This window comes from Parviterribacter kavangonensis (genome assembly GCF_056863335.1).
The window spans coordinates 2153720-2174205 of record NZ_JBXPJA010000001.1 but is presented as its reverse complement, the minus strand read 5'-3'; the positions used below and the strand labels follow the sequence as shown (position 1 = coordinate 2174205).

Genomic DNA, 20486 nt, shown 5'->3' with positions numbered 1-20486 from the left:
GGATGCCCGCGCCGCTCTTCTCGCTCGAGGACGTCGTCGTGCGGCGCGGCGGCACCGAGGTGCTGCGCGGCGTCACGGCGACGATCGAGGACGGGGCGACGGCGATCGTCGGGCCGTCCGGGTCGGGGAAGTCGACGCTGCTGCGGCTGCTGAACCGGCTCGCGGATCCGGACGGCGGGCGGATCCTGCTGCGCGGGGACGACCTGCGTGCGCTGGACGTGCTGGCGCTGCGCCGCCGGGTCGTGCTCGTGCCGCAGCTGCCGGCGCCGCTCGCCGGCGACGTGGCCGCCGAGGTGCGCTACGCCGCGCCGGACGCCGACGTCCCGGCGCTGCTCAAGCGCGCCGGCCTCGACGCCTCCTACGCCACCCGCGAGACCAAGCGGCTGTCGGTGGGCGAGCAGCAGCGCGTCATGCTGGCGCGCGCGCTCGCCGTGCAACCGGAGGTGCTGCTGCTCGACGAGCCGACGTCCGCGCTGGATGGGCGGTCCCGCGCCGCGGTGGAGGCGACGATCGCCGCGCTCGGGGTGCCGCTCGTGCTCGTCACCCACGACCCCGGACAGGCCATCAGGCTGACGCGGCGGCGGCTCGTGCTCGACAAGGGGAGGCTCGCCGGATGAGCACCGCGGCCGGCATCGACCTCGCCGACGTCGCGGCGGCGCTCGTCCTCGTCGCGCTGGCGGGGCTCGTGTCGCGGCTGCGCCGCGTCGGCCTCGAGCAGGACATCGCGATCGCGGTCGTGCGGTCGTTCCTGCAGCTCACCGCCGTCGGCTTCGTCATCAAGGCGATCTTCGACGCCGACTCGTTCGTCTTCGTCGTGCTGCTGCTCACGGTGCAGGTCGTCGTCGGCGCGCTGACCGCCCGCAGCCGCGCGAAGCGCGTCCCCGACGCCCTGATCCCGCTCCTGATCGCGCTGGGCGCCGCCGCGGCGGCGACGCTCGGGCTGGTGCTCGCGCTCGGGATCTTCCCGTTCGAGACCGAGGCGCTCGTCCCCGTCGGCGGGATGGTCGTGGGGAACGCGATGACCGCGGCGGCGGTCGCCCTGAACCGGTTCGGCGACGAGCTGCACGACTCGGTCGGGGAGGTCGAGGCGGCGCTGGCGCTCGGCGCGACGTCGGCGCGCGCGGCGTCGCCGCTCGTGCGCCGCAGCCTGCGGTCCGGCCTCATCCCGCTCATCGACCAGACGAAGACGACCGGCGTCGTCACGTTCCCGGGGATCATGGTCGGGATGCTGCTCGCGGGCGCCGAGCCGCTGGACGCCGTCCGGTTGCAGCTCGTCCTCCTGTGGGTCCTGCTCGGCGCCGTCGCGCTGTCGTCGCTGATCGCCGTCACGCTCGTCCAGCGGGCATGCTTCACGCCCGACCACCAGCTTCGGGAGCTGCCATGAGCGTCTACGCGCTGAACCTCTTCGACCTCGCCGACAACGACGACTACAAGGCGTACTCGCGACGCTCGCTCGACGCGGTGCGCAAGTACGGCGGCGACGTCGTCGCGATCGGGCGCCTGGCGGGCGCCGCGACGGAAGGCGACGCCGAGCCGCGGCAGCTCATGATCCTCGTCGAGTGGCCCTCGCAGCAGGCGTTCGACGACTTCGTCGCGGACCCCGAGCACGAGGACCTCCACCCACTGCGCGAGAACGGGACCGAGCGCTACCTCTGGTGGCTCTACGACCGGCTGGAGGACCTGCGGCCCGTCTTCGCCGCGCGCTGAGACGTCAGCGGCGCGGCGGCAGCCAGAGGCGCACGTTGCGATCGGTCCGCGCGCCGTCGAGGTCGTCCGGCCGGCCGCCCTGCGCATCGAGCCACGCGAGCCGCCGGGCCGCTCCCGGCAGGTCCTTGTCGCCGGGGCCGCCGGACTGGTCGACCATCCAGGTCTCGATCGCCCGCTGCCCGTCCGGTCCGGCGACGAGCCGCAGCATCCGGCCCTGCTGCGGCCAGTCGGCGAGGGACGCGGTCGTGATCCGCCAGTAGCCGCCCGCCTTCGTGCGGACCGGCCGGATCTCGTTGCGGTGCGTGTCGCCGGTGAGCTCGGCGACGACGGCCCTGGAGCTCGCGAGCGCTGCGCGAGCGAGCTTCGCGCCGGGGCCTCCGGTGCGATGCAGGCCGTGGTGGTCGACGACGAGGACCGCGGCGTCGCCGGCGCGGCGCAGCTCGCGGCGCAGGAACCGAGCCTGCGCGCGGTCGAGCACGCCGCCGGCCCCGCCGGCGCGGTTGACGGTGTCGAGCACGATCGCGCGCACGCCCGGAGCGACGTCGGCCACGTAGTCGAGCCGGTCGCCGGTGCCCGGCACGCCGGCGGCGGCGCGCAGGCGGCGCAGCAGCTCGGCGTTGCGCAGGCCGCGGCGGCCGAGGTCGGAGGGCACGGTGGCGGCGCCGCCGCCGGCGAGCTGCCCCAGCAGCTCGTCGAGCGCCCGGCGCGGCACCGACTGCAGATCGGGCGTGGCGCTGCCGCGCAGTCGGCCGAGGTCGTAGCGATCGACGATGCCGCGCAGCGCGGGGTCGAACGTCTTGAGCATCCGGCGGCCGGTCGCGATCGCGTCCGTCGTGGTCGTGGGCGGCAGCTCGCCCTGGAGCAGCAGGTCGTGGTTGCCCAGCGCGGGCAGCCATCGCGCGCGGAGCCCCTGCGAGACGAACGGCGTCTCCGCGCGCTCGAGCAGGCTCGGGATGCGGGGCGCGTCGACGGCGGGCCGGTAGAACGAGCCGTCGGGGTTCGACGCCTGCTGCACGCCGCGATACCCGCGCCTGCCCGAGTCGGGATCGACGCGGCGGCCGTCGAGGATCGCCAGCAGCTCGGTCAGCTCGTTGCTCTGCGCGTTGTCGATCAGGTCGCCGGCGAGGAACATCGTGTCGGGCCGCTCGCCGTTCATCGAGCGGATCGCCGCGGCGAGCACTTGCGGCGAGAGCGCCTCCTGCGGGCGGAACGTCGACGTGAACGGCGGTCCGAGCCGGTCGAGGAACGGCACGCGCGCCGGCGACTCCTCGTCGCGGAGGTGGATGTCGGAGAGCTGCCCGAATCGCGCGACCTCACGGTCCGCGCGGCCCTGCGGAGCGAGCTCCGTCCTGTCCTCCAGCGGCTCGCCGGGCCCGCGCTCGAGCTGGCCGTCCCCGTCGCGGTCGACGATCGTCGAGCGCAGCGTCGAGCCGGGAGCGAAGCTCTCGCGCTGCTGGATGCCGGCACAGCCGGAGAGCGCGACGACGGCGACCGCCGAGGCGGCGAGGATCCTGGCCCTCATCCGACGTCCTCCCGCAGGCCGGCGACGATCGGCTCCCGGCCGACCCTTCGCGTCACCGCGGCGACCGCCAGCGCGCCGAGGGCGGCGAGCCCTCCGGCGGCGACGAGGACGTGGCCGGGACCGGGGGTGAGGGAGAGCCCGGCGTAGTCGGCGGCGAGCGCGCTGACCGCCGGACCGAGCGCGAGCCACTCGAGCAGGACGCCCGCGATCGTCGCCGGCACGAGCACTGCGGCGCAGGCGCCGCCCAGGACCTTCGCCAGCGCGCGGCCGCCGGCGCCGGTCGTGCGCAGCAGAGCGAGGGTGGGCCGCCGCTCCCGGGCGGTGAGCACGAGGGTCTGGGCGAGGATCGCGAGGCAGACGAGGCCGACGGTCAGCGCGACGACCCGAAGGACGGTGGCGAGCAGGCCGAGGAAGGCGGTGTCCCGGGTCGTCGCCGCCGTCGCCCGCGTGGGCGGCACGCCGATGGCGCGCAGCCGGCGGCTCACCGTCGCCCGGTCCGCCCCGCGGTCGAGCCGCACCGCGATCGACGGCAGGTTGAGGACGCCCAGCTGCTCGAGCCGCTCGGATGGGGCGTAGGCCACGCGCCCATCGTTCTCGAGCGCGCGGACGACCCCGCTCACGCGGTACCGCGTCTCGGTACCCGTCGGCAGCGCGACCGCGAGCGTCGACCCCGGCCGCAGGCCGAGGGCGTCGGCGAGCCCGCGCCCGACCTCGACCTCGTCCGGTCCGCGCCGGCGCCGCCCGCTGTCGAGCGGCGGCTGCTCGAACGACTCGTCGCCCCGCGGGAACGCGACGAGCCGCAGCGGCTGCCCGAGTGAGAACGCCGCGGTCGCGTTCACCGTCCATCGCGGGGCCGCCGCGGCGACCCCGTCGACCCGCTCGATGTCCCCGACCCGATCTTCGTCCGCCGCCGCCGTCAGCGCGTACCGCTTCCCCACCGTTCCCGGATCCTCACGCAGCGCGACGAGCAGGGAAGCGAGCGCGAGCAGCAGCACGAGCGTCGCCGACGCCGCGGCCAGCAACGTGACCGTCGTCGCCCACCGCGCCCGCCGTGCCGTCGCGAGTCGCGCGCCGAGCGCGGGAAGGCCGGCGGCCGGGCGGCCGAAGCCCATGCGGCGGGCACGGCGGCGGGGCGACGTGGCGAGCTCTCCTCCCCGCAGCAGGGCGGCGATCGGGGCACGGGTCGCGGACCACGCCGGCCAGGCGGAGGCTGCGGCGACGAGGCCGACGATCACGAGCCACGCGGCGGCGAGGAACCAGGCGAGCGCGGGGCCCCGCCCGACCTGGTTGAGCGCAGCGAGCAGGTCGTCGGCGGGACCGTGGACGGCGAGCCAGCCGAGGGCGAGGCCGGCCGCGGCGCACGGTGCGGCGACGAGGGCTCCGCGACGGGCCTGGTCGAGGATCACGCGGCGGCGGGAGAAGCCGACGGCACGCTGGACGCCGATCGACGGGAGCCTTGCCGCGACCTCCGCGCGGGCGGACGCCCCGAGCATGACCCCCGCGGTGCCCACCGCCACGAGGGAGAACGCGACGAGCAGCGCGATGACGATCCCGGCGGCCTGCCCGACGAGGACCTGGACGCCGGCACGGGTCACGAAGCGGATGTTGCTCAGGCCGAAGGTCACCCCGCGCGCCTGGGCGAGCGTCACCTCCTCCTGCGACCGGTCGCGCAGCCAGATCAGGCCGAGGTTGACGGGCAGCGGCCTGAACGGCGCGCCGACGGCACCGGCATCGACGTACACCCGCGGGACCGCGGCGAGCGGATAGGCGACGTTGTCGGGCGACCGCGCGATCCCGACGACGCGCGTCGCCCCCGCACGGCCGAGCCCGAGGTCATCGCCGACGGTCACGCCCCACGACCGCGCGACGCCCTGCTCGACCACGACCTCGCGAGGCCCGCGGACGTCGCGGCCGGCGACGACCTCGTAGCCGCGCCGGCCGGGCTCGACCACCTGGATGGCCCCGTTGCGTGCCTCGTGGGACCCGAAGAAGAGAGGCACTCCGGTGATCTCCGTGCGGAAGCGCACCGCGTCGAGGTTCGGGAGGGCCCCGAGCGCGCGGATCGCGTCCGTCCGGTCCTCGTCGGCGAAGCGCACGATCACGTCGGGAAGATCCGCCCGATCGGCCGCCCGCCCGAAGGCGCCGGAGAGGGAGAGCGCCGCGGTGAGAGCCGTGCCGACGACGAGCGCCGCGGCGAAGACGCCCGCGGCGGCGAGGATCGCTCGCGCGCGTGTCACCGCAACCGCCCCTCTTCGAGCCGCACGACCCGGTCGGCGATCGCGGAGGCCTCGGGTTGGTGCGTGACCATCGCGACGGCGCGCCCGTCGTCCGCCATGCGGCGCAGGAGGGCGAGGACGGTCGCGCCGGAGACGGGGTCGAGGTTGCCGATCGGCTCGTCGGCGAGGACGACCGCCGGGTCGGCGATCAGGGCGCGGGCGATGGCGAAGCGCTGCTGCTCGCCGCCGGAGAGCTCGTGGGGACGCGACGCCGCGACGTCGGACAAGCCGAGTTGCTCGACGAGGACACGACCGCGGCGCTCGAACGCGCGCCGGTCGCCGTTCATGACCTGCGCCGGCAGCAGGACGTTCTCGAGCCCGGTCAGCTCGGGCACGAGATGGAAGAACTGGAAGACGAACCCGATCGTCCGCGCCCGCAGAGCGGTCAGGGAGCGGTCGCTCGCCCCGTCGACACGGGCGCCCGCGACGACGATCGACCCGCTGTCACAGCGATCGAGCCCGGCGAGGAGGTGCAGCAGCGTCGACTTGCCGGATCCGGACCGCCCGACGATCGCGACGAGCTCTCCCGCACCGACGTCGAGGTCCGCTCCGTCTAGGACCCGGCGGGCCGCGCGGCCCCTTCCGAAGCTCTTGACGACCGCTCGTGCCTCCACCACCTGCATGGCACGTCCCTAGCCTACGAGCCGTGCTCCTGCAGGAACGCATGGCCCCGCGCAGCGGGGCGCCGGGTCTCCGCGTCTCCACGCCCGTCGCCGTCGTCGGCGGCTCGGTGCTGCTCGCGGCGCTCACCGCGCTCCTGCCGACCGCGCCGACCTACGACCCGTGGGCGTGGATCATCTGGGGCCGCGAGATCACCGAGTGGAACCTGTCGACCGTCGACGGCCCGTCGTGGAAGCCGCTGCCGGTCATCGTCACCACGATCACGGGCCAGCTGGGCGATGCGTCGCCCGTGATCTGGACCTGCGTCGCCCGCGCCGGCGCGATCGCCGGCGTCATGCTCGCGTTCCTGCTCGCCCGGCGCTTCGCCGGGACCGTCGCGGGGATCGTCGCCGCGGCGGGCCTCGCGCTCATGCCGTGGTGGCTGCGCAACGCCACGCTCGGCAACTCCGAGGGGCTCATGGTCGCGCTCGTCTTCGGCGCCGTCCTCACCGAGCTGCACGGCCGCCGCGGCTGGGCGTTCACGCTCGGCATCGGCGCCGCGCTGCTGCGGCCCGAGGTCTGGCCGTTCCTCGGGCTCTACGCGCTCTTCCTGCTGCACCGGGACCGCAGCCGGGTCAAGTGGGTCGTGCCCGGGCTGCTGACGCTGCCGGCGCTGTGGTTCATCCCCGAGTGGTGGGGGAGCGGGAACGCCTTCCGCGCCTCGGACCGCGCGCAGAACCCGAACCCGAACAGCCCCGCGTTCGCCGACCACCCCGCGCTCGAGGTGCTGAAGGACTGGATCGGGACGACGCCGGCGGTCGCCGTCGGAGGGGCCGTCGTGGCGATCGTGCTCGCCTTCGTGTGGAGGACGCGCGAGGACCGCCGGCCGGTGCTCGGGCTCGCGCTGCTCGCGCTCGCGTGGGCGGGCCTCGTCGCGGTCATGACGAGCCGCGGCTTCAGCGGCAACCAGCGCTACCTCATCCCGCCCGCCTCGCTGCTCATCGTCATCGGCGCGGTCGGCGCGGTCTGGCTGCTGCAGCTCGGCTGGCGCCGGCGGGTGCCGGCCGTCCTCGCCGCGGTCGTCGCCGTCGGGCTGAGCGCCGCGTTCGTTCTGCCCGACGCGAAGGACCTCGACCCGGTCATGAGCGAGGCCAAGCACCAGATCGACCTCGTCGACGAGCTCGAGACGCTCGTCGCGCAGGCCGGCGGCGCGGCCGCGCTGAAGGCGTGCGGGCGCCCGTTCACGAACGCGTTCATGGTCCCGCAGGTCGCCTGGCGCCTGCACCTCCACACCAACCAGGTCAACCTGCGCCCGGTCCCGCCCGCCGTCGTCTTCCACGTCCGCCTCGGCCGCCACTCGCTCTTCTACGGCCCCGGCCTGCGCGACGCCGCGCCGCACTACCGTGCGCGGGAGGGAGACTGGGTGCTGTCCGCCGACTGCCCCGCGCCCACGGCATGAGCGCCGCCGCACCACCCGCACCGCAGCGAGCCAAGCCGCTCGACCGCCTCATCGCGACGGCGAAGGCCGTCGCCGCCCGGCCGAGCCCGCTCGTCGTCGCGATCGCGCTCGCCACCGCGCTGACGCTCGTCTCGCTGTACCTGCGCACCCGCGCGCTCAACGCCGGCTTCTGGATCGACGAGGCGCTTGCGGTCGGCGTGGCGTCGCACGACCTCTCGGACATCCCGCACGTGCTGCGGCTCGACGGCTCGCCGCCGTTCTACTACGCGCTGCTGCACGGCTGGATGGTCGCCTTCGGGACCTCGGAGACCGCCACGCACTGGCTGTCGGTCGTCTTCGCCGTCCTGACCGTCCCGGCCGCGCTGTGGGTCGGGCGCAGCCTCTTCGGCCCGCGCGTCGGCTGGGCCGCGGCGGCGCTGGCGGCGATCAACCCGTTCCTCACCTACTACGCCCAGGAGACGCGGATGTACTCGCTGCTCGCGCTCCTCGGGCTTGTGGTCACCGGCGCGTTCCTGCACGCGTTCGTCGTCCGCGACCGCCGCTTCCTGCCGGTCTTCGGCGTCGCGCTGGCGGCGATGGTCTACACGCACAACTGGGCGATCTTCCTCGGCCTGGGCACGGTCACCGCGCTCGCGCTGCTGCTGCGCTGGACGCCGTCGAACGAGCGCCGTCCGCTCCTGAAGGACGCCGTGCTCGCCTACGGCGGCGCGTTCCTGCTCTTCGTCCCGTGGATCCCGACGCTGCTCTTCCAGGCCCGCCACACCGGCGCGCCGTGGGCCGAGCGGCCGGACTTCGAGGCGCTGCGCGCGGCGCTCGGCGTCGTCTTCGGCGGCCCGACGCCCGCGATCGCGCTGCTGCTCGTCGCCGGCAGCGGGATCGTCGGGCTGGTCAAGGACGGCCGCGACCGGCGCACGACGGCGCTGCTCGTCATCTGCCTCACCGCGGTCGCGCTGGCGTGGCTCGCGTCGCAGCCGACGCCCGCGTTCTCGACGCGCTACTTCTCGGCGTTTCTCGGTCCGCTGCTCGTCCTCGCCGCGGTCGGCCTCAACAACGCCGGCCGGCTCGGGCTCGTCTGCTTCCTCATCATCGTCTCGTTCTGGTTCACGCCGCGCACCGGCGCGCTGGAGAGCAAGAGCAACGCCCGGTCGGTCGCCGCCAGCGTGCAGACGCTCGTCACCGCCGGCGACGTCGTCGTCTCCACCCAGCCCGAGGCGCTGCCGCTCGTTGCCTACTACCTCCCCGGCGGCGTGCGGTACGCGACGTCGCTGGGCCCGGCGTTCGAGCCCGGCCGCGACGTCGGCGTCTTCGACTGGCGCGACGCCCTCGACCGCCTCCGGGCGGCGAAGCCCGGCCCGACGAGCGACCGCGTCGTCCGGTCTCTCACGCCCGGCCAGGAGATCGTGCTCATGGAGCCGATCCTGCGAACGGCGAAGTGGGGGGCGCCGTGGACCTCGCTCGTCCGCAAGCGCACGGTCCAGTGGGAGCGGCGCCTCGACGCCGACAAGCGCCTGCGCCGCGAGGCCGTCGTGCCCGTCTTCGGGTTCGATCCGCTGCCGCGCGGGGTACGTGCCGTGGTGTACCGGCGCGTCACCGATCGCCAGCGTTAGCGAAGGTTAAGGTCGGTTAGGAGGGCTCCGGAAATCGCCCTTCCGTGGGCAGTCTGGGGCGCATGGCAACGACTGCTGAGTTCCCCGCTGTCCGGCACAGCGGGGCTGACACGAAGCCCTACGTCGTCATCGGGGGCGGCCCGGCCGGGCTGACCGCCGGCTACCTGCTCGCGAAGGCGGGCAAGCCGGTCATCGTCTTCGAGGCCGACGAGCAGGTCGGGGGGATCGCGAAGACCGTCGTCGACCCGTACGGCTACCGCTTCGACCTCGGCGGCCACCGCTTCTTCACGAAGAACCAGGAGGTCAACGACCTCTGGCTCGAGATCATGGGCGACGAGTTCCTCATGCGCCCGCGGATGTCGCGCATCTTCTGGCGCGGCCGCTACCTCGACTACCCGCTCAAGGGCACCGACGTCATCAAGAAGCTCGGTCCGGTCGAGGTCGTCCGCTGCGGGCTCTCGTACCTCTGGGCGACCGTCAAGCCCAAGGGCCGCGAGGACAACTTCGAGCAGTGGGTCCAGAACCGCTTCGGCAAGCGGCTCTACAACCACTTCTTCAAGTCCTACACCGAGAAGGTCTGGGGCGTGCCGACGACCGAGATCCGCTCCGAGTGGGCCGCCCAGCGCATCAAGGGGCTGAGCTTCTTCAGCGCCGCGAAGGCCGCCTTCTTCGGCAACACGGGCAACATCAAGACGCTCATCGACAAGTTCCAGTACCCCCGCTACGGCCCGGGGCAGATGTGGGAGCAGATGACGACGCGCATCGAGGAGATGGGCGGCGAGGTCCGCATGGAGACGGCGGTCGAGCAGATCGAGCTCGACGAGCGCTCGAAGGAGGTCGTCGCGATCCACGCCGGCGGCGAGCGGATCGAGCCGAAGGGCGTCATCTCGTCGCTGCCGCTGCGCGACACCGTCCGCATGGCCGACCCGAAGGCCCCGGCCGAGGTCGTCAAGGCGGGCGCCGGCCTGCGCTACCGCGACTTCCTGACCGTCGCGCTGGTGCTCGAGGGCGAGGACCTGTTCCCCGACAACTGGATCTACATCCACGAGCCGGGCGTCCACGTCGGCCGCATCCAGAACTACCGCTCGTGGAGCCCGTGGATGGTGCCGGACCCCGACACCGCCTGCGTCGGCCTCGAGTACTTCGCCTTCAAGGGCGACGAGCTCTGGACCATGGACGACGACAAGCTCATCGAGCTGGCGACGAGCGAGCTGCACCAGCTCGGCCTCGCGCGGCCCGAGCAGGTCAAGCGCGGCTACGTCGTCCGCGTGCCGCTCGCGTACCCGATGTACGACGAGCACTACGCCGAGAAGGTCGCGACGATCCGCGCCTGGCTGGACCCGATCAAGGGCCTCGTCCAGGTCGGCCGTAACGGCCTGCACCGCTACAACAACTCGGACCACTCGATGCTCAGCGCCATGCGCGCGGTCGACAACCTGCTCGGCCGCGGGGCGCACGACATCTGGGCGGTCAACGTCGAGTCGGCGTACCACGAGGAGCAGACCGACGCCGACAGCGAGAACCCGTACAAGAAGGTCCCCGTGACCGACGCCATGCGCGCCGAGGAGCGGGCGATGGCCGAAGCGGCCTAGCCGCTCCAGCCCGGTCTCAGCCGACCGGCTCGGGCTCCCTCGCCGCACCGGCGGGGAGCTCGACCGGCAGGCTGAGGACGAACCGCGCGCCCGGCCGGTCGTCGTCGATCAGCTCGAGCCGGCCGCCCAGGCGCACGGCGAGCTCACGGCCGATCGCCAGGCCGAGGCCGAAGCCCTCCTCGCCGCCGGTCGAGCTGCCGCGGCGGAAGCGCTCGAAGATGACCTCGCGCTCGGCGGGCGGGACGCCCGGCCCCTCGTCGCTGACCTCCACCGTCGCGCGCTCGCCGTGGTAGGCGGTCACGACGCGCACCGCCTCGCCCTGCGGCGTGAAGCGCAGCGCGTTGTCGAGCAGGATCCGGATGATCCGCGCGACGGCCCCGGGGTCGCCCTTCGCCCAGCACGGCGCGATCGGCGGGACGACGTCGACGCCGATGCCGCGGTCGGCGGCGCGCAGCTCGAACTCGGCGGCGACGGCGCGGCTCATCTCGCCGAGCTCGAGCGGCTCCGACCGCAGCGGCGCCTCGGCATCCAGGCGGCTGAGGTCGAGCAGATCGGAGGCGAGGTGCTCGAGGCGGCGCAGCTGCTTCTGCGCGCCGGAGATCTGGCGGTGCGCGTCGTCGAGGTCGACGCGGCCCTCGTCGAGGTCGTCCTCCAGCAGCTCGAGCATGCCCTGCAGCAGCGTGAGCGGCGTGCGCAGCTCGTGCGAGGCGGTCGCGACGAACTGGCGGCGCGCCGCCTCCTGGCGCTGGAGGCTCGCGTGCATCGACGCGAGCGCGCGGGCGAGGTCGCCGACCTCGTCGAGCGCGTCGTCGTGGGGGATCTCCGGATCCCGGCCCTCGGTGGTGCGGATCGCCGCGTCGCGCAGCCGCCCGAGCCGCCGCGTCAGCGTCGACGCGAGGCCGCCGCCGAGCAGCAGCGCGACGACGAGCCCGACGAGCGCAGCGGTGAAGAACGCGCCGCGCACCTGGTCGACCGTCTCGCCGACGTCGGTCAGCGGCTTGCGCGCCGCGGCGACGCCGACGACCTTGCCCTCGCGGTCGCGCAGCAGCATCGCGATGCTCGTGTCCTCGGGCGTCGTCGTGCTCACGGTGCGGCGGGTGCGCAGGGCGCGGTAGACGTCGGTGCGCGTGGGCTCCGTCTGCGTCACGGTGCTCGGGTACCGCTCCGCCGGCGTCTGGTCGTAGATGAGCACGCGCGCGCCGGTGCGCTGCGACAGCCGGTACGCGTTCGAGAAGAACAGCTGCTGGGCGTAGTCGGCCTCGATGCCCGGGCGGGCGGCGAGGACGGCGGCGCGGAAGCTCGACGCGCTCTCCTCGCGCAGCCGGTCCTGGAGCGGCCCGAGCAGCGTGAACGCCGCCACCAGCAGCGTGACGGCGCTGGTCAGCAGGAGCGCCGCCAGCAGGCGCGGCCGCAGCCCGTACCACCGTCGCATGGGCACGAAGGCTAGTCGGCGCCATGACCGCAAGATCCTCTTCGCGCGCGCGTTGGAGCGGCCATGCGCATCCTCCGGGCGTTCCTCGCCGCTGCGGCCGCGGTCCTCGCGGTCGCCGCTCCCGCCTCCGCCGACCAGATGGGCCCCGACTGGGTCTCGTCCGACAACGTCGAGTACCTCGGCTCGATCAAGGACGACTTCGGGCTCACCACCGGCGCGAAGGTCATCGGCGACCGCCTGTTCGTCACGAGCGGCAAGAACATCTCGATCTACGACATCACCGACCCCGCCTCGCCGCAGCGGCTCGGCTCGATGTACGCGAACGTCGCCTGGGAGAACGAGGAGGTGCCGACGAACGGCGAGGTGCTCGCCGTCGCCTCGGACTTCTACTCGGCCACGCCGAGCTGCCTGTCGCAGATGCGGGTCACCGGCTGCGTCCAGTTCTTCGACGTGCGCGACCCGGCGAACATCAAGGAGGTCGGGTCGATCCCGGTCGCCAACCACACCGCCGAGTGCGTGCTCGACTGCCAGTGGTTCTACGGCCGCGCCGGCACGATCATCGACGCGCGCGGGATCCTCGACGGCACGCCGCCGAAGATCGCCGGCAACTGGATCGAGGAGCTGCGCGCGCAGGGCGTCGACTCCAAGAGCTGCCACCACATGCGCGAGATCCGGCCGGGCGTGCTGCTGACCGCGTGCCAGCCGTTCTCCGTCATCACCGTGAACGCCGCGGACGCGCCGGGCGCCTCGCCCGAGCACCCGAAGGTGCTCTACACCGGCGAGTCCGACGCGTTCGTGCACTCCGCGCGCTGGCCGCGCAAGGGCAGCGACAAGTTCGTGCTGATCGGCGGCGAGACGAACTTCACCGGCCAGTGCGACGGCGCGAACGGCGAGTTCCGCACGTACAGCGCCGAGGCGGTCAACCAGGGCGAGTCGAAGACCTTCGAGGGGCCGATCGCGCGCCTGCAGCCGGCGGGCAACGGCACGTACGTCGACGGCAAGCCGATCGCCAACCACCTCGGCTGCTCCGTCCACTGGTTCCAGGAGCACTCCACGTTCAAGAACGGCGGCTTGGTCGCGCTGTCGGAGTACGAGGACGGCGTGCGGTTCCTGCAGATCGGCAAGGACGGCTCGATCACCGAGCAGGGCTTCTTCGCGCCGCTCGGCGGCTCGTCCTCGTCGCCGAAGTGGGCGAAGGACGACGTCGTCTACTCGCTCGACTACGACCGCGGCCTCGACATCATCCGCTGGAACGGCGAGCACTACGTCCCGACCAAGAAGGGCAAGGGACGCACGGCGTTCAAGCGCGAGCGCGGCGCGATCAAGGGCACGAACGGCGTCTCGGAGGTGCCGGCGCTGACCGCGGCGCAGCAGAAGCGGGCCGACGCGCTTGCCGCCGAGCTGCAGGCGCAGGGCTGGTCGCCGGGGCTGTGCCGCCTCGCGGCGCAGCGGGCGGTCGCCTCGCAGGGGACGATCGCCACCGCGCTGGCGTCGCTGACGCGCTAGGGGTTCTGGAAGCGGTACCCGGCCCCGCGGACCGTCAGGATCAGCGTGGGCCGGTCCGGCGCCTCCTCGAGCTTCTCGCGGAGGTGCCGGATGTGCACGTCGATCGCGCGCGGGTCGCGGTAGGCGCTGTCGCCCCAGATCGCCCGCAGCAGCTCCTGGCGGTTGAACAGGCGGCCGGGTGCGGCGGCGAGGCAGGTCAGCAGCTCGAACTCGCTGAAGGTCAGGCGGACCGGCTCGCCGCGGCAGGCGACCTCGCGCGTGCGCCGGTCGATCGTCACGGGGCCGGCGGTGATGATGTTCGTGTCGCCGCCGCCGACGCGGCCGCCCGCGCGGCGCAGGACGGCGCGGATGCGGCTGCGCAGCTCGGCGAGGCCGAACGGCTTCGTGACGTAGTCGTCGGCGCCCGCCTCGAGCCCCTGGACCGCGTCGGCCTCGCTGTCGAGCGCGGTCAGCATGATGATCGGGACGACGTTGCGCTGGGCGCGCAGCTCGCGTGCGACGTCGTAGCCCGACGGGCCCGGCCCGAGCGCGACGTCGAGCAGGACGACGTCGAACCCGGCGCCCGCGGCGTGCTCCAGCGCCTGCTCGCCGTCCGCCACCGACACCACGTCGTGGCCCTCCCGCTGGAACGAGCGCTCCAGCAGCGCTCGCAGCTCGGCCTCGTCGTCGACGACGAGGATGCGCAGGGGGACGGCGGACATCTACGAGGCCTTCTCGCGCGCCTCCCGGCGGCGGGCGGCGGCGAGCCGCAGCTGCTCGTGCTCGACTTGGCGCTTGAGCTGCTGCAGGGTGCGGCGGAGGTTCGCGCGGACGGTGGGGGCGGCGACCCGCTCGGCGACCCAGCCGCCGATGCCCGAGCCGACGACGCCGTAGGCGATGCGCAGCTCGACGTCGGTGCGGCCGAGCTCGCGCTCGCGCAGCCGCCAGCGGCCGCGCTGGTCGATGCCGGTGACGGAGTTCCAGGCGATGTCGGACGGCTCGATCCACTCGACGATCTCGACCATCCCGCCGATCTCGGCCGAGCCGACGCGCATGAGCATGCGGTACCGCGCGCCGATGTCCTGCGCCTGGTCGCCCTCGACCTCCCAGCGCGTGACGCCGGCCATGAAGTGCAGGTAGCGGCTCGGATCCGAGACGAACGACCAGACGGTCGTCGCCGGCGCCGAGACCTGGATGCGCGCGTCGACCCTCATCCGACGACCGGCAGCCGGCGCTCGGCGGCGAGCGCGTCGAGGGTCTCCTGCATGAGCCGCAGGACGTGGTCGTAGACCTCGTCGAGGTCGGGCTCGTCGCCGAACTCGGCGCGCAGGTCGATCGGCGGCAGCGTCTCGATCGTGATCTTCGCGGGCAGCGGGAGGTGGCCGAGGAAGTCGCCGACGTTGAGCACCCACGGCAGCGCCAGCGAGACCGGCAGCACCTTGAGGCGGAACGCGCGATCGAGCAGGAGCAGCTTGGCGAGCGTCTCGCCGCGGCTGAGGAAGAGCGACGTCTCCTGGCCGCCGATGCTGACGACCGGGACGACCGGGACGTCGTGGTCGAGCGCGAGGCGGATCCAGCCCTTGCGGCCGTCGAAGTCGACGCGGTTGCGCTCCCACACCGGGCGGTGGACCTCGTAGTCGCCGCCGGGGTAGACGAGCAGCGCCGCGCCGGCGTCGAGCGCCTCGCGCGCGTTGTCCGGCGACGCCGCGACCGTTCCGAAGCGGCGCAGGAAGGACAGCCCCGGCATCGAGAGCACGAGGTTGTGGGCGAGCTGGTAGAAGCGCCGCTCGACGCCGAAGTAGGCGCTGAACGCGAGCGTGAAGACGCCGGTGTCGGGCGTCAGGTTGCCGCCGGAGTGGTTGCCGACGAGCAGGACCGGGCCGTGCTCGGGGATGTTGCCCAGCCCGCGGACCTCGCCGCGGAACCAGATGCTCGACAGCAGCCAGAGGCTGGGGAGCACCTCGCGGATGTAGTCGGGGTCGCGCTCGTCCAGGTCGGCGGTGGGGATGCGCTTGGTGACCTGACCCGCGAGCCCCTTCACCGCGCGGCCGAGCATCCCGCCGCGGTCCTCGCGCTCCTCGGACCCGAGCGCCTCGCGGACGCGTTCGCCCGTCGAGTGCCCGTTGCGTGATGCGCGTGACGCCGTGCCCGCCATGGCGGGGAAGGTAGCCGAGCCGGGCGGCTCAGGCGGCGATCCGCGTCGCCGCGGGCTGGTCGCCGAGCGCGTCGACGCGGGCGAAGAAGCGGTCGAGCATGCCGTTGACCTGCTCCGGCCGCTCCACCTGCGGAACGTGGCCGCAGTTCTCGAGCACGATCTGCTCGGCGCGCGGCAGCCACTTCTCGACGTGGCGCTTGAAGCCGTGGGGGATGAGCGTGTCGTGGGTGCCCCAGACGAACATCGACGGAGCGCTCAGCTCGCTCAGCCGCGGGTAGAAGCCGCCGCGGCCGAACGGCTTGTCGAGGTAGATGTTCCGCGCCGACGCGAGGAAGGCGATCCGGCCGCCCGGCGAGCCGTAGATGCGCTGGAACTCGTCGCAGACGACGTCGGCGACGGAGGGGTCGACCGCGTCGGGGTCGGCGAAGAGGCTCCAGAACTGGCCGGCGACCATCCCGCGCGTGAAGCGGTGGGGCAGCATCCCGAACTCGGGGCGCAGCATCCGCACGATCGGGTGGAACTCGCGCTTGATGAAGGCGACGGCGGGGGCGAGGAGGCCGAGGCCCGCGACGCGGTGCGGGTGGCGCAGCCCGACCTCGATGCTGACCCGGCCGCCCATCGAGTTGCCGACGAGGTGAGCGCGGCCGATGTCGAGCGCGTCCATCACGTCGACGACGGTCTCGGCGAAGTAGCGGGCGGTGTACGGCGCGGTCAGCGGCTTGGACGACGACCCGAAGCCGGGGAGGTCGAGCGCGTGGACGCGGTAGCGCTGACTGAGTGCGGCGGCGGTGTCGAAGAACGAGCTCTTCGCGCCGCCGAGGCCGTGGATCAGGAGGACGTCGCGCGGGCCCTCGCCCATCGTGAGCGTGGAGACGCAGGCGCCGCCGGTCTTGACCTCGTGGACGCGCATGAGCGGCGGCCGGCCGTCGGGGAGGCGGAAGAGGCCCTCGAAGCCGACGGCGAGGTCGAGGTTGCCGCGCGCGTAGAGGGAGCGCTGCGAGAAGGCCTCGATGCCCGACAGCTCGCCCTGGCGCAGCTTCAGCCACGTCTCCGCGTCGGTGCCGATGACCACGTCGGGCTTGCGGTTCGTGACGCCCCTGCGGACCCGCGCGCCGTGCGTGGTGCAGCGCACCTCCCACGTGTGGCCGATGTCCGCGAGGCGGATCTGGTAGGTCGCGTCGAACCCGGGCTCTGCGCCCAGGTAGCGCTCCGGAAGCGTGCGGAACGCGTCGTCGACGGGAGCCAGCCGTGGCTTGAGGTGGTGCGACCCGGACACCTGGCGCGGGACAGTACCCAACGGATCGGCCTCTAACCGCGATGACCCCGCAATCTGGGGATACGACGTTCGTCTATAGGGTGATCCGGGAGATGCCGCGCCCCCTTCGCGTCCAGGACACCCGCACCGGCGAGCTGGTCACCGTCACGCCGCGCGACGACGACAAGATCGGCATCTACGCCTGCGGTCCGACGGTCTACAACCGGATCCACATCGGCAACGCGCGCCCGTTCGTGGTCTTCTCGCTCCTGCGGCGGTTCCTCGCCCACGAGGGCTACGCGCCGGTGTTCGTCGCCAACGTCACGGACGTCAACGACAAGATCTACGACGCCGCTCGGCCCCTGGGCAAGCCCTCGGCGGAGCTGGCCGCGGAGATGACCGCCGCGTACAAGGCGGACACGGACCTGCTCGGGCTCGGCCGGCCCGATGCGGAGCCGCTCGCGTCCGAGACGATCGAGCCGATCGTCGACCTCATCGCCGCGCTGGTCGAGCGCGGCGCGGCCTACGAGGCGTCGGGCGACGTCTACTTCCGCGTCTCCGCCGATCCGGCGTACGGCTCGTTGTCGCACCGGTCGATCGACGACATGGACCAGGGCGAGGGCGTCGAGGGCGCTCACCTGAAGGAGCATCCCGCCGACTTCGCGCTGTGGAAGGCGCAGAAGGAGGGCGAGGACACCGCGTGGCCCTCGCCGTGGGGCCGCGGGCGGCCGGGCTGGCACATCGAGTGCTCGGCGATGGCTGAGGAGCTGCTGGGCGTCGGGTTCGAGATCCACGGCGGCGGGAGCGACCTCGTGTTCCCGCATCACGAGAACGAGGCGGCCCAGACGCGCTGCGGCCGCGGGGCCGAGCTCGCCCAGGTGTGGATGCACAACGGGATGCTCCAGCTGAGCGGCGCGAAGATGGCCAAGTCGGTGGGGAACATCGAGCTGCTCCACGACGCCGTGGAGCGCTGGGGCCGCGATACGCTCATCTGGTTCTTCGTCGCCGGCCACTACCGCCAGCCGATCCAGTACTCCGACGACTCGCTGACGAACGCCGCGAACACCGTCACCCGGCTCCGCGAGCTGGGCCGCTCCGTGGTCCCGGGCGAGTCCCCGGCGGAGCTCGCCGTCCACCGCGACGCGTTCTTCGACGCGCTCGCCGACGACTTCAACACCCCCGCCGCGGCTTCCCACCTGTTCGCGTGGGCGCGCGCTGCGCGCGAGCTGGCGGCCGACCCCTCTCGGGGCGGCGCGATCGGCGACTCCCACCTCCGCGAGATGCTCGGGGTCTTCGCGCTCGAGAACCTGCTCGAGGGCGGCCGGGAGCCGTCGCCCGAGGACCTCGACCTCCTCTCGCAGCGCCAGGCGGCGCGCGCCGAGCGCGACTTCGCCGAGGCCGATCGCCTCCGCGACGAGCTGTCCGCCCGCGGCTGGCAGGTCCGCGACGGCGCCGGTGGCGCCGAGCTCGTCCCGGTCGACCGATGAAGCCCCGCGGCGGCAAGAAGCAGACCCCGCGCGGCGCCGCCCACCGCCATCGCACCGCGAAGGACGCCCCGTCTTCACCTTCCGGCCCGGGCGGGAAGGGATCGCGGAAGGCGTCTCCGCCGAAGTCGTCTCCGCCCGGCGGCCGCGGGGGCCCGCACGCGTCTCCGGGCGGCGGCCGCGGCCCCAATGCGTCTCCGGCCGGCGGCCGAGGCGGCTCGAAGCCGCCTCCGCGCGGTGGCAAGCCGTCTTCGCGCGGTGCGAAGGCTTCTCCGCCCACCTCCGCGGCGGGGCGCCGGGCCGCCGAGCAGTTCGGCGGCGGCGGGGACCTGCGACGGGTCGCCTCCGCGGCGGTCGCGCGCGGGCGCGCGGACGTCCTCTACGGGCGCAACCCGGTGATGGAGGCGCTGCGCGCGGGGCGGCGGCGCGTGAAGAAGGTCTGGGTGTCGCCGGCAGCGTCGAAGGAGCCCTGGCTCGCGAACGTCCCCACCGCGGTCGTCGACGCCGACGAGCTGGAGGAGCGCGCCGGAACGGACGCACATCAGGGCGTCGTGGCCGCGGTCGGGCCGTATCCGTATGCCGACGCGGCGGACCTGCTGGCACTCGATGCGCCCCTGATCGTCGCGCTCGACGAGGTCCAGGACCCGCAGAACCTCGGCGCGATCGCCCGGACCGCCGAGTGCGCGGGCGCGAGCGGGCTCGTCATCCCCGAACGACGCAGCGCCGAGGTCACGGGCGCCGCCGCGAAGGCGTCGGCCGGCGCCGTCGAGCACCTGCCGATCGCGCAGGTCCGCAACCTCGCCGACTTCCTCGGCGACGCGAAGGCCGCCGGCCTCTGGTGCTACGGCGCGACGGAGAAGGGCGACACCAGCTACGACCGGGTCGATTGGGCGGGCGGGATCGTGGTCGTGATGGGGGCCGAAGGCAAGGGGATCCGTCCGCGAGTTCGTGCAGGATGTGACGTGCTCCTGTCCCTTCCGCTCCACGGCCGGATCGGATCGCTGAACGTCAGTGCAGCTGCGGCCGTGGTCCTCTACGAAGCGGTCCGCCAACGTGGGGGTTGACAGAACCTCCGCAACTTGGGTACAAGTCTGCGCGTAAGTCAGCCTCAAGTCGAGGTTGATCCCATACTCAATCGACCTTTCAGTCGGCGCCAGGGGAGGAGCGCGCCACTGAGCAAGAACCCCTACCTCGACGGGGCCTCCCGTCGTGGTCCGGAAGGACACGCTCATGGCTCGGCTCTCCGCACATGCTCAATCTCAACCTCAGGTTGAGGATTCGTATCTCATCGCCCTTGCGAAGCAGGGTGATCCGGTTGCGTACGACCGTCTCGTCCGCCGGTACTACGGCTTCGTCCGCCTGAAGGCGTCTTCGTACTTCCTGGCCGGCGGCGACAGCGACGACCTCATCCAGGAGGGGCTCGTCGGCCTGTACAAGGCCGTCCGCGACTACCGCTCCGACCGCGAGTCGAGCTTCCGCAACTTCGCGGAGCTCTGCATCACGCGGCAGATCATCACGGCGGTCAAGACGGCGACGCGCAACAAGCACACGCCGCTCAACCAGTACGTCTCGTTCTCCTCGAGCCCCGCGTCCGCCCCGGAGGGCGAGCCGACGCTCGACGAGGTCATCCCCGGCCCGACCGTGCACGACCCGGTCAACCAGGTCGTCTCGAGCGAGGAGCTCCAGGCGCTGGTCGCCTGCCTCTCGACGGCGCTGAGCGACCTCGAGTCGCGCGTGCTGGCGCTCTACCTCGACGGGCGCTCGTACGAGGAGATCGGCGGCCGGCTGGGCTGCGACACGAAGACGGTCGACAACGCGCTGCAGCGCGTCAAGCGCAAGGTCGGCGTCCACCTCCGCGGCCGCGCCGTCCTGCAGTAGGCCGTCGAACGGCGCGCCTCGTTACCTTGGGGCG

18 protein-coding genes are annotated in these 20486 nt (G+C 73.3%); 10 read left to right on the top strand and 8 right to left on the bottom strand.

Annotated features, from left to right (window positions below; all coding sequences use genetic code 11):
- Positions 1-2: 2 nt before the first annotated feature.
- Genes AC1UE4_RS11150 through AC1UE4_RS11140 form a run of 3 tightly spaced genes read left to right on the top strand, consistent with a single transcriptional unit; the run spans position 3 to position 1707 of the window.
- A complete protein-coding gene (locus AC1UE4_RS11150) occupies positions 3-617 on the top strand; it encodes an ABC transporter ATP-binding protein (RefSeq protein ID WP_482917298.1) in 615 nt (204 codons plus the stop codon).
- Entirely contained in the window at positions 614-1384 is a 771-nt protein-coding gene (locus AC1UE4_RS11145) for an ABC transporter permease (protein ID WP_482917297.1), read from the top strand. Before AC1UE4_RS11150 ends, AC1UE4_RS11145 begins: the two co-directional genes overlap by 4 nt.
- Positions 1381-1707, top strand: coding sequence for a DUF1330 domain-containing protein (locus AC1UE4_RS11140; RefSeq protein ID WP_482917296.1), 327 nt, complete (start codon positions 1381-1383; stop codon positions 1705-1707). Before AC1UE4_RS11145 ends, AC1UE4_RS11140 begins: the two co-directional genes overlap by 4 nt.
- Before the next feature lie 4 nt (positions 1708-1711).
- Here AC1UE4_RS11140 and AC1UE4_RS11135 read toward each other — a convergent pair whose 3' ends face one another.
- Genes AC1UE4_RS11135 through AC1UE4_RS11125 form a run of 3 tightly spaced genes read right to left on the bottom strand, consistent with a single transcriptional unit; the run spans position 1712 to position 6128 of the window.
- The gene (locus AC1UE4_RS11135) at positions 1712-3229 is read right to left on the bottom strand and encodes a metallophosphoesterase family protein (RefSeq protein ID WP_482917295.1); all 1518 of its coding nucleotides are present in this window, start codon (positions 3227-3229) and stop codon (positions 1712-1714) included.
- Positions 3226-5466 carry an ABC transporter permease gene (locus AC1UE4_RS11130; RefSeq protein WP_482917294.1) on the bottom strand — a complete coding sequence of 747 codons (2241 nt, stop codon included), beginning with the start codon at positions 5464-5466 and terminating at the stop codon, positions 3226-3228. Before AC1UE4_RS11130 ends, AC1UE4_RS11135 begins: the two co-directional genes overlap by 4 nt.
- Positions 5463-6128 (bottom strand): ABC transporter ATP-binding protein, encoded by a 666-nt coding sequence (locus AC1UE4_RS11125; protein ID WP_482917293.1) that lies wholly within the window; start codon positions 6126-6128, stop codon positions 5463-5465. The genes AC1UE4_RS11130 and AC1UE4_RS11125 overlap by 4 nt, the downstream gene beginning before the upstream one ends.
- Before the next feature lie 23 nt (positions 6129-6151).
- On the opposite strand from AC1UE4_RS11125, the gene AC1UE4_RS11120 reads away from it, so the two are divergent.
- The 3 genes from AC1UE4_RS11120 to AC1UE4_RS11110 all read left to right on the top strand — a co-directional run bounded on the left by AC1UE4_RS11120 (position 6152) and on the right by AC1UE4_RS11110 (position 10763).
- Positions 6152-7564: an ArnT family glycosyltransferase gene (locus tag AC1UE4_RS11120; protein WP_482917292.1), complete on the top strand. Its 1413-nt coding sequence runs from the start codon at positions 6152-6154 to the stop codon at positions 7562-7564.
- Positions 7561-9171, top strand: a complete 1611-nt coding sequence (locus AC1UE4_RS11115; protein ID WP_482917291.1) for a glycosyltransferase family 39 protein — start codon at positions 7561-7563, stop codon at positions 9169-9171. Before AC1UE4_RS11120 ends, AC1UE4_RS11115 begins: the two co-directional genes overlap by 4 nt.
- A gap of 62 nt (positions 9172-9233) precedes the next feature.
- The gene (locus AC1UE4_RS11110; RefSeq protein WP_482917290.1) at positions 9234-10763 is read left to right on the top strand and encodes an NAD(P)/FAD-dependent oxidoreductase; all 1530 of its coding nucleotides are present in this window, start codon (positions 9234-9236) and stop codon (positions 10761-10763) included.
- Between the two features lie 16 nt (positions 10764-10779).
- On the opposite strand, the gene AC1UE4_RS11105 is transcribed toward AC1UE4_RS11110, so the two are convergent.
- Positions 10780-12195, bottom strand: a complete 1416-nt coding sequence (locus AC1UE4_RS11105; protein ID WP_482917289.1) for a HAMP domain-containing sensor histidine kinase — start codon at positions 12193-12195, stop codon at positions 10780-10782.
- Between the two features lie 63 nt (positions 12196-12258).
- Between AC1UE4_RS11105 and AC1UE4_RS11100 the strand changes: the two genes are divergently transcribed.
- A complete protein-coding gene (locus AC1UE4_RS11100) occupies positions 12259-13701 on the top strand; it encodes an LVIVD repeat-containing protein (protein ID WP_482917288.1) in 1443 nt (480 codons plus the stop codon).
- Here the strand turns inward: AC1UE4_RS11100 and AC1UE4_RS11095 are convergent.
- The 4 genes from AC1UE4_RS11095 to AC1UE4_RS11080 all read right to left on the bottom strand — a co-directional run bounded on the left by AC1UE4_RS11095 (position 13698) and on the right by AC1UE4_RS11080 (position 17132).
- Complete coding sequence (locus AC1UE4_RS11095; protein WP_482917287.1) at positions 13698-14402, bottom strand: response regulator transcription factor; 705 nt, start codon at positions 14400-14402, stop codon at positions 13698-13700. The two genes, AC1UE4_RS11100 and AC1UE4_RS11095, sit on opposite strands and share 4 nt — an antisense overlap.
- A complete protein-coding gene (locus AC1UE4_RS11090; protein WP_482917286.1) occupies positions 14403-14894 on the bottom strand; it encodes an SRPBCC family protein in 492 nt (163 codons plus the stop codon).
- Positions 14891-15736, bottom strand: a complete 846-nt coding sequence (locus AC1UE4_RS11085) for a 1-acyl-sn-glycerol-3-phosphate acyltransferase (protein WP_482918233.1) — start codon at positions 15734-15736, stop codon at positions 14891-14893. The genes AC1UE4_RS11090 and AC1UE4_RS11085 overlap by 4 nt, the downstream gene beginning before the upstream one ends.
- 127 nt (positions 15737-15863) lie before the next feature.
- Positions 15864-17132, bottom strand: a complete 1269-nt coding sequence (locus AC1UE4_RS11080) for an alpha/beta fold hydrolase (protein ID WP_482917285.1) — start codon at positions 17130-17132, stop codon at positions 15864-15866.
- Between the two features lie 71 nt (positions 17133-17203).
- Between AC1UE4_RS11080 and cysS the strand changes: the two genes are divergently transcribed.
- The 3 genes from cysS (at position 17204) to sigH (ending at position 20452) form a co-directional block, all read left to right on the top strand.
- Positions 17204-18577, top strand: coding sequence for a cysteine--tRNA ligase (gene cysS / locus AC1UE4_RS11075; RefSeq protein ID WP_482917284.1), 1374 nt, complete (start codon positions 17204-17206; stop codon positions 18575-18577).
- A gap of 326 nt (positions 18578-18903) precedes the next feature.
- Complete coding sequence (gene rlmB, locus AC1UE4_RS11070; RefSeq protein ID WP_482918232.1) at positions 18904-19638, top strand: 23S rRNA (guanosine(2251)-2'-O)-methyltransferase RlmB; 735 nt, start codon at positions 18904-18906, stop codon at positions 19636-19638.
- Positions 19639-19804: 166 nt separating this feature from the next.
- Positions 19805-20452, top strand: a complete 648-nt coding sequence (gene sigH, locus AC1UE4_RS11065; protein WP_482917283.1) for an RNA polymerase sporulation sigma factor SigH — start codon at positions 19805-19807, stop codon at positions 20450-20452.
- Positions 20453-20486 lie beyond the last annotated feature (34 nt).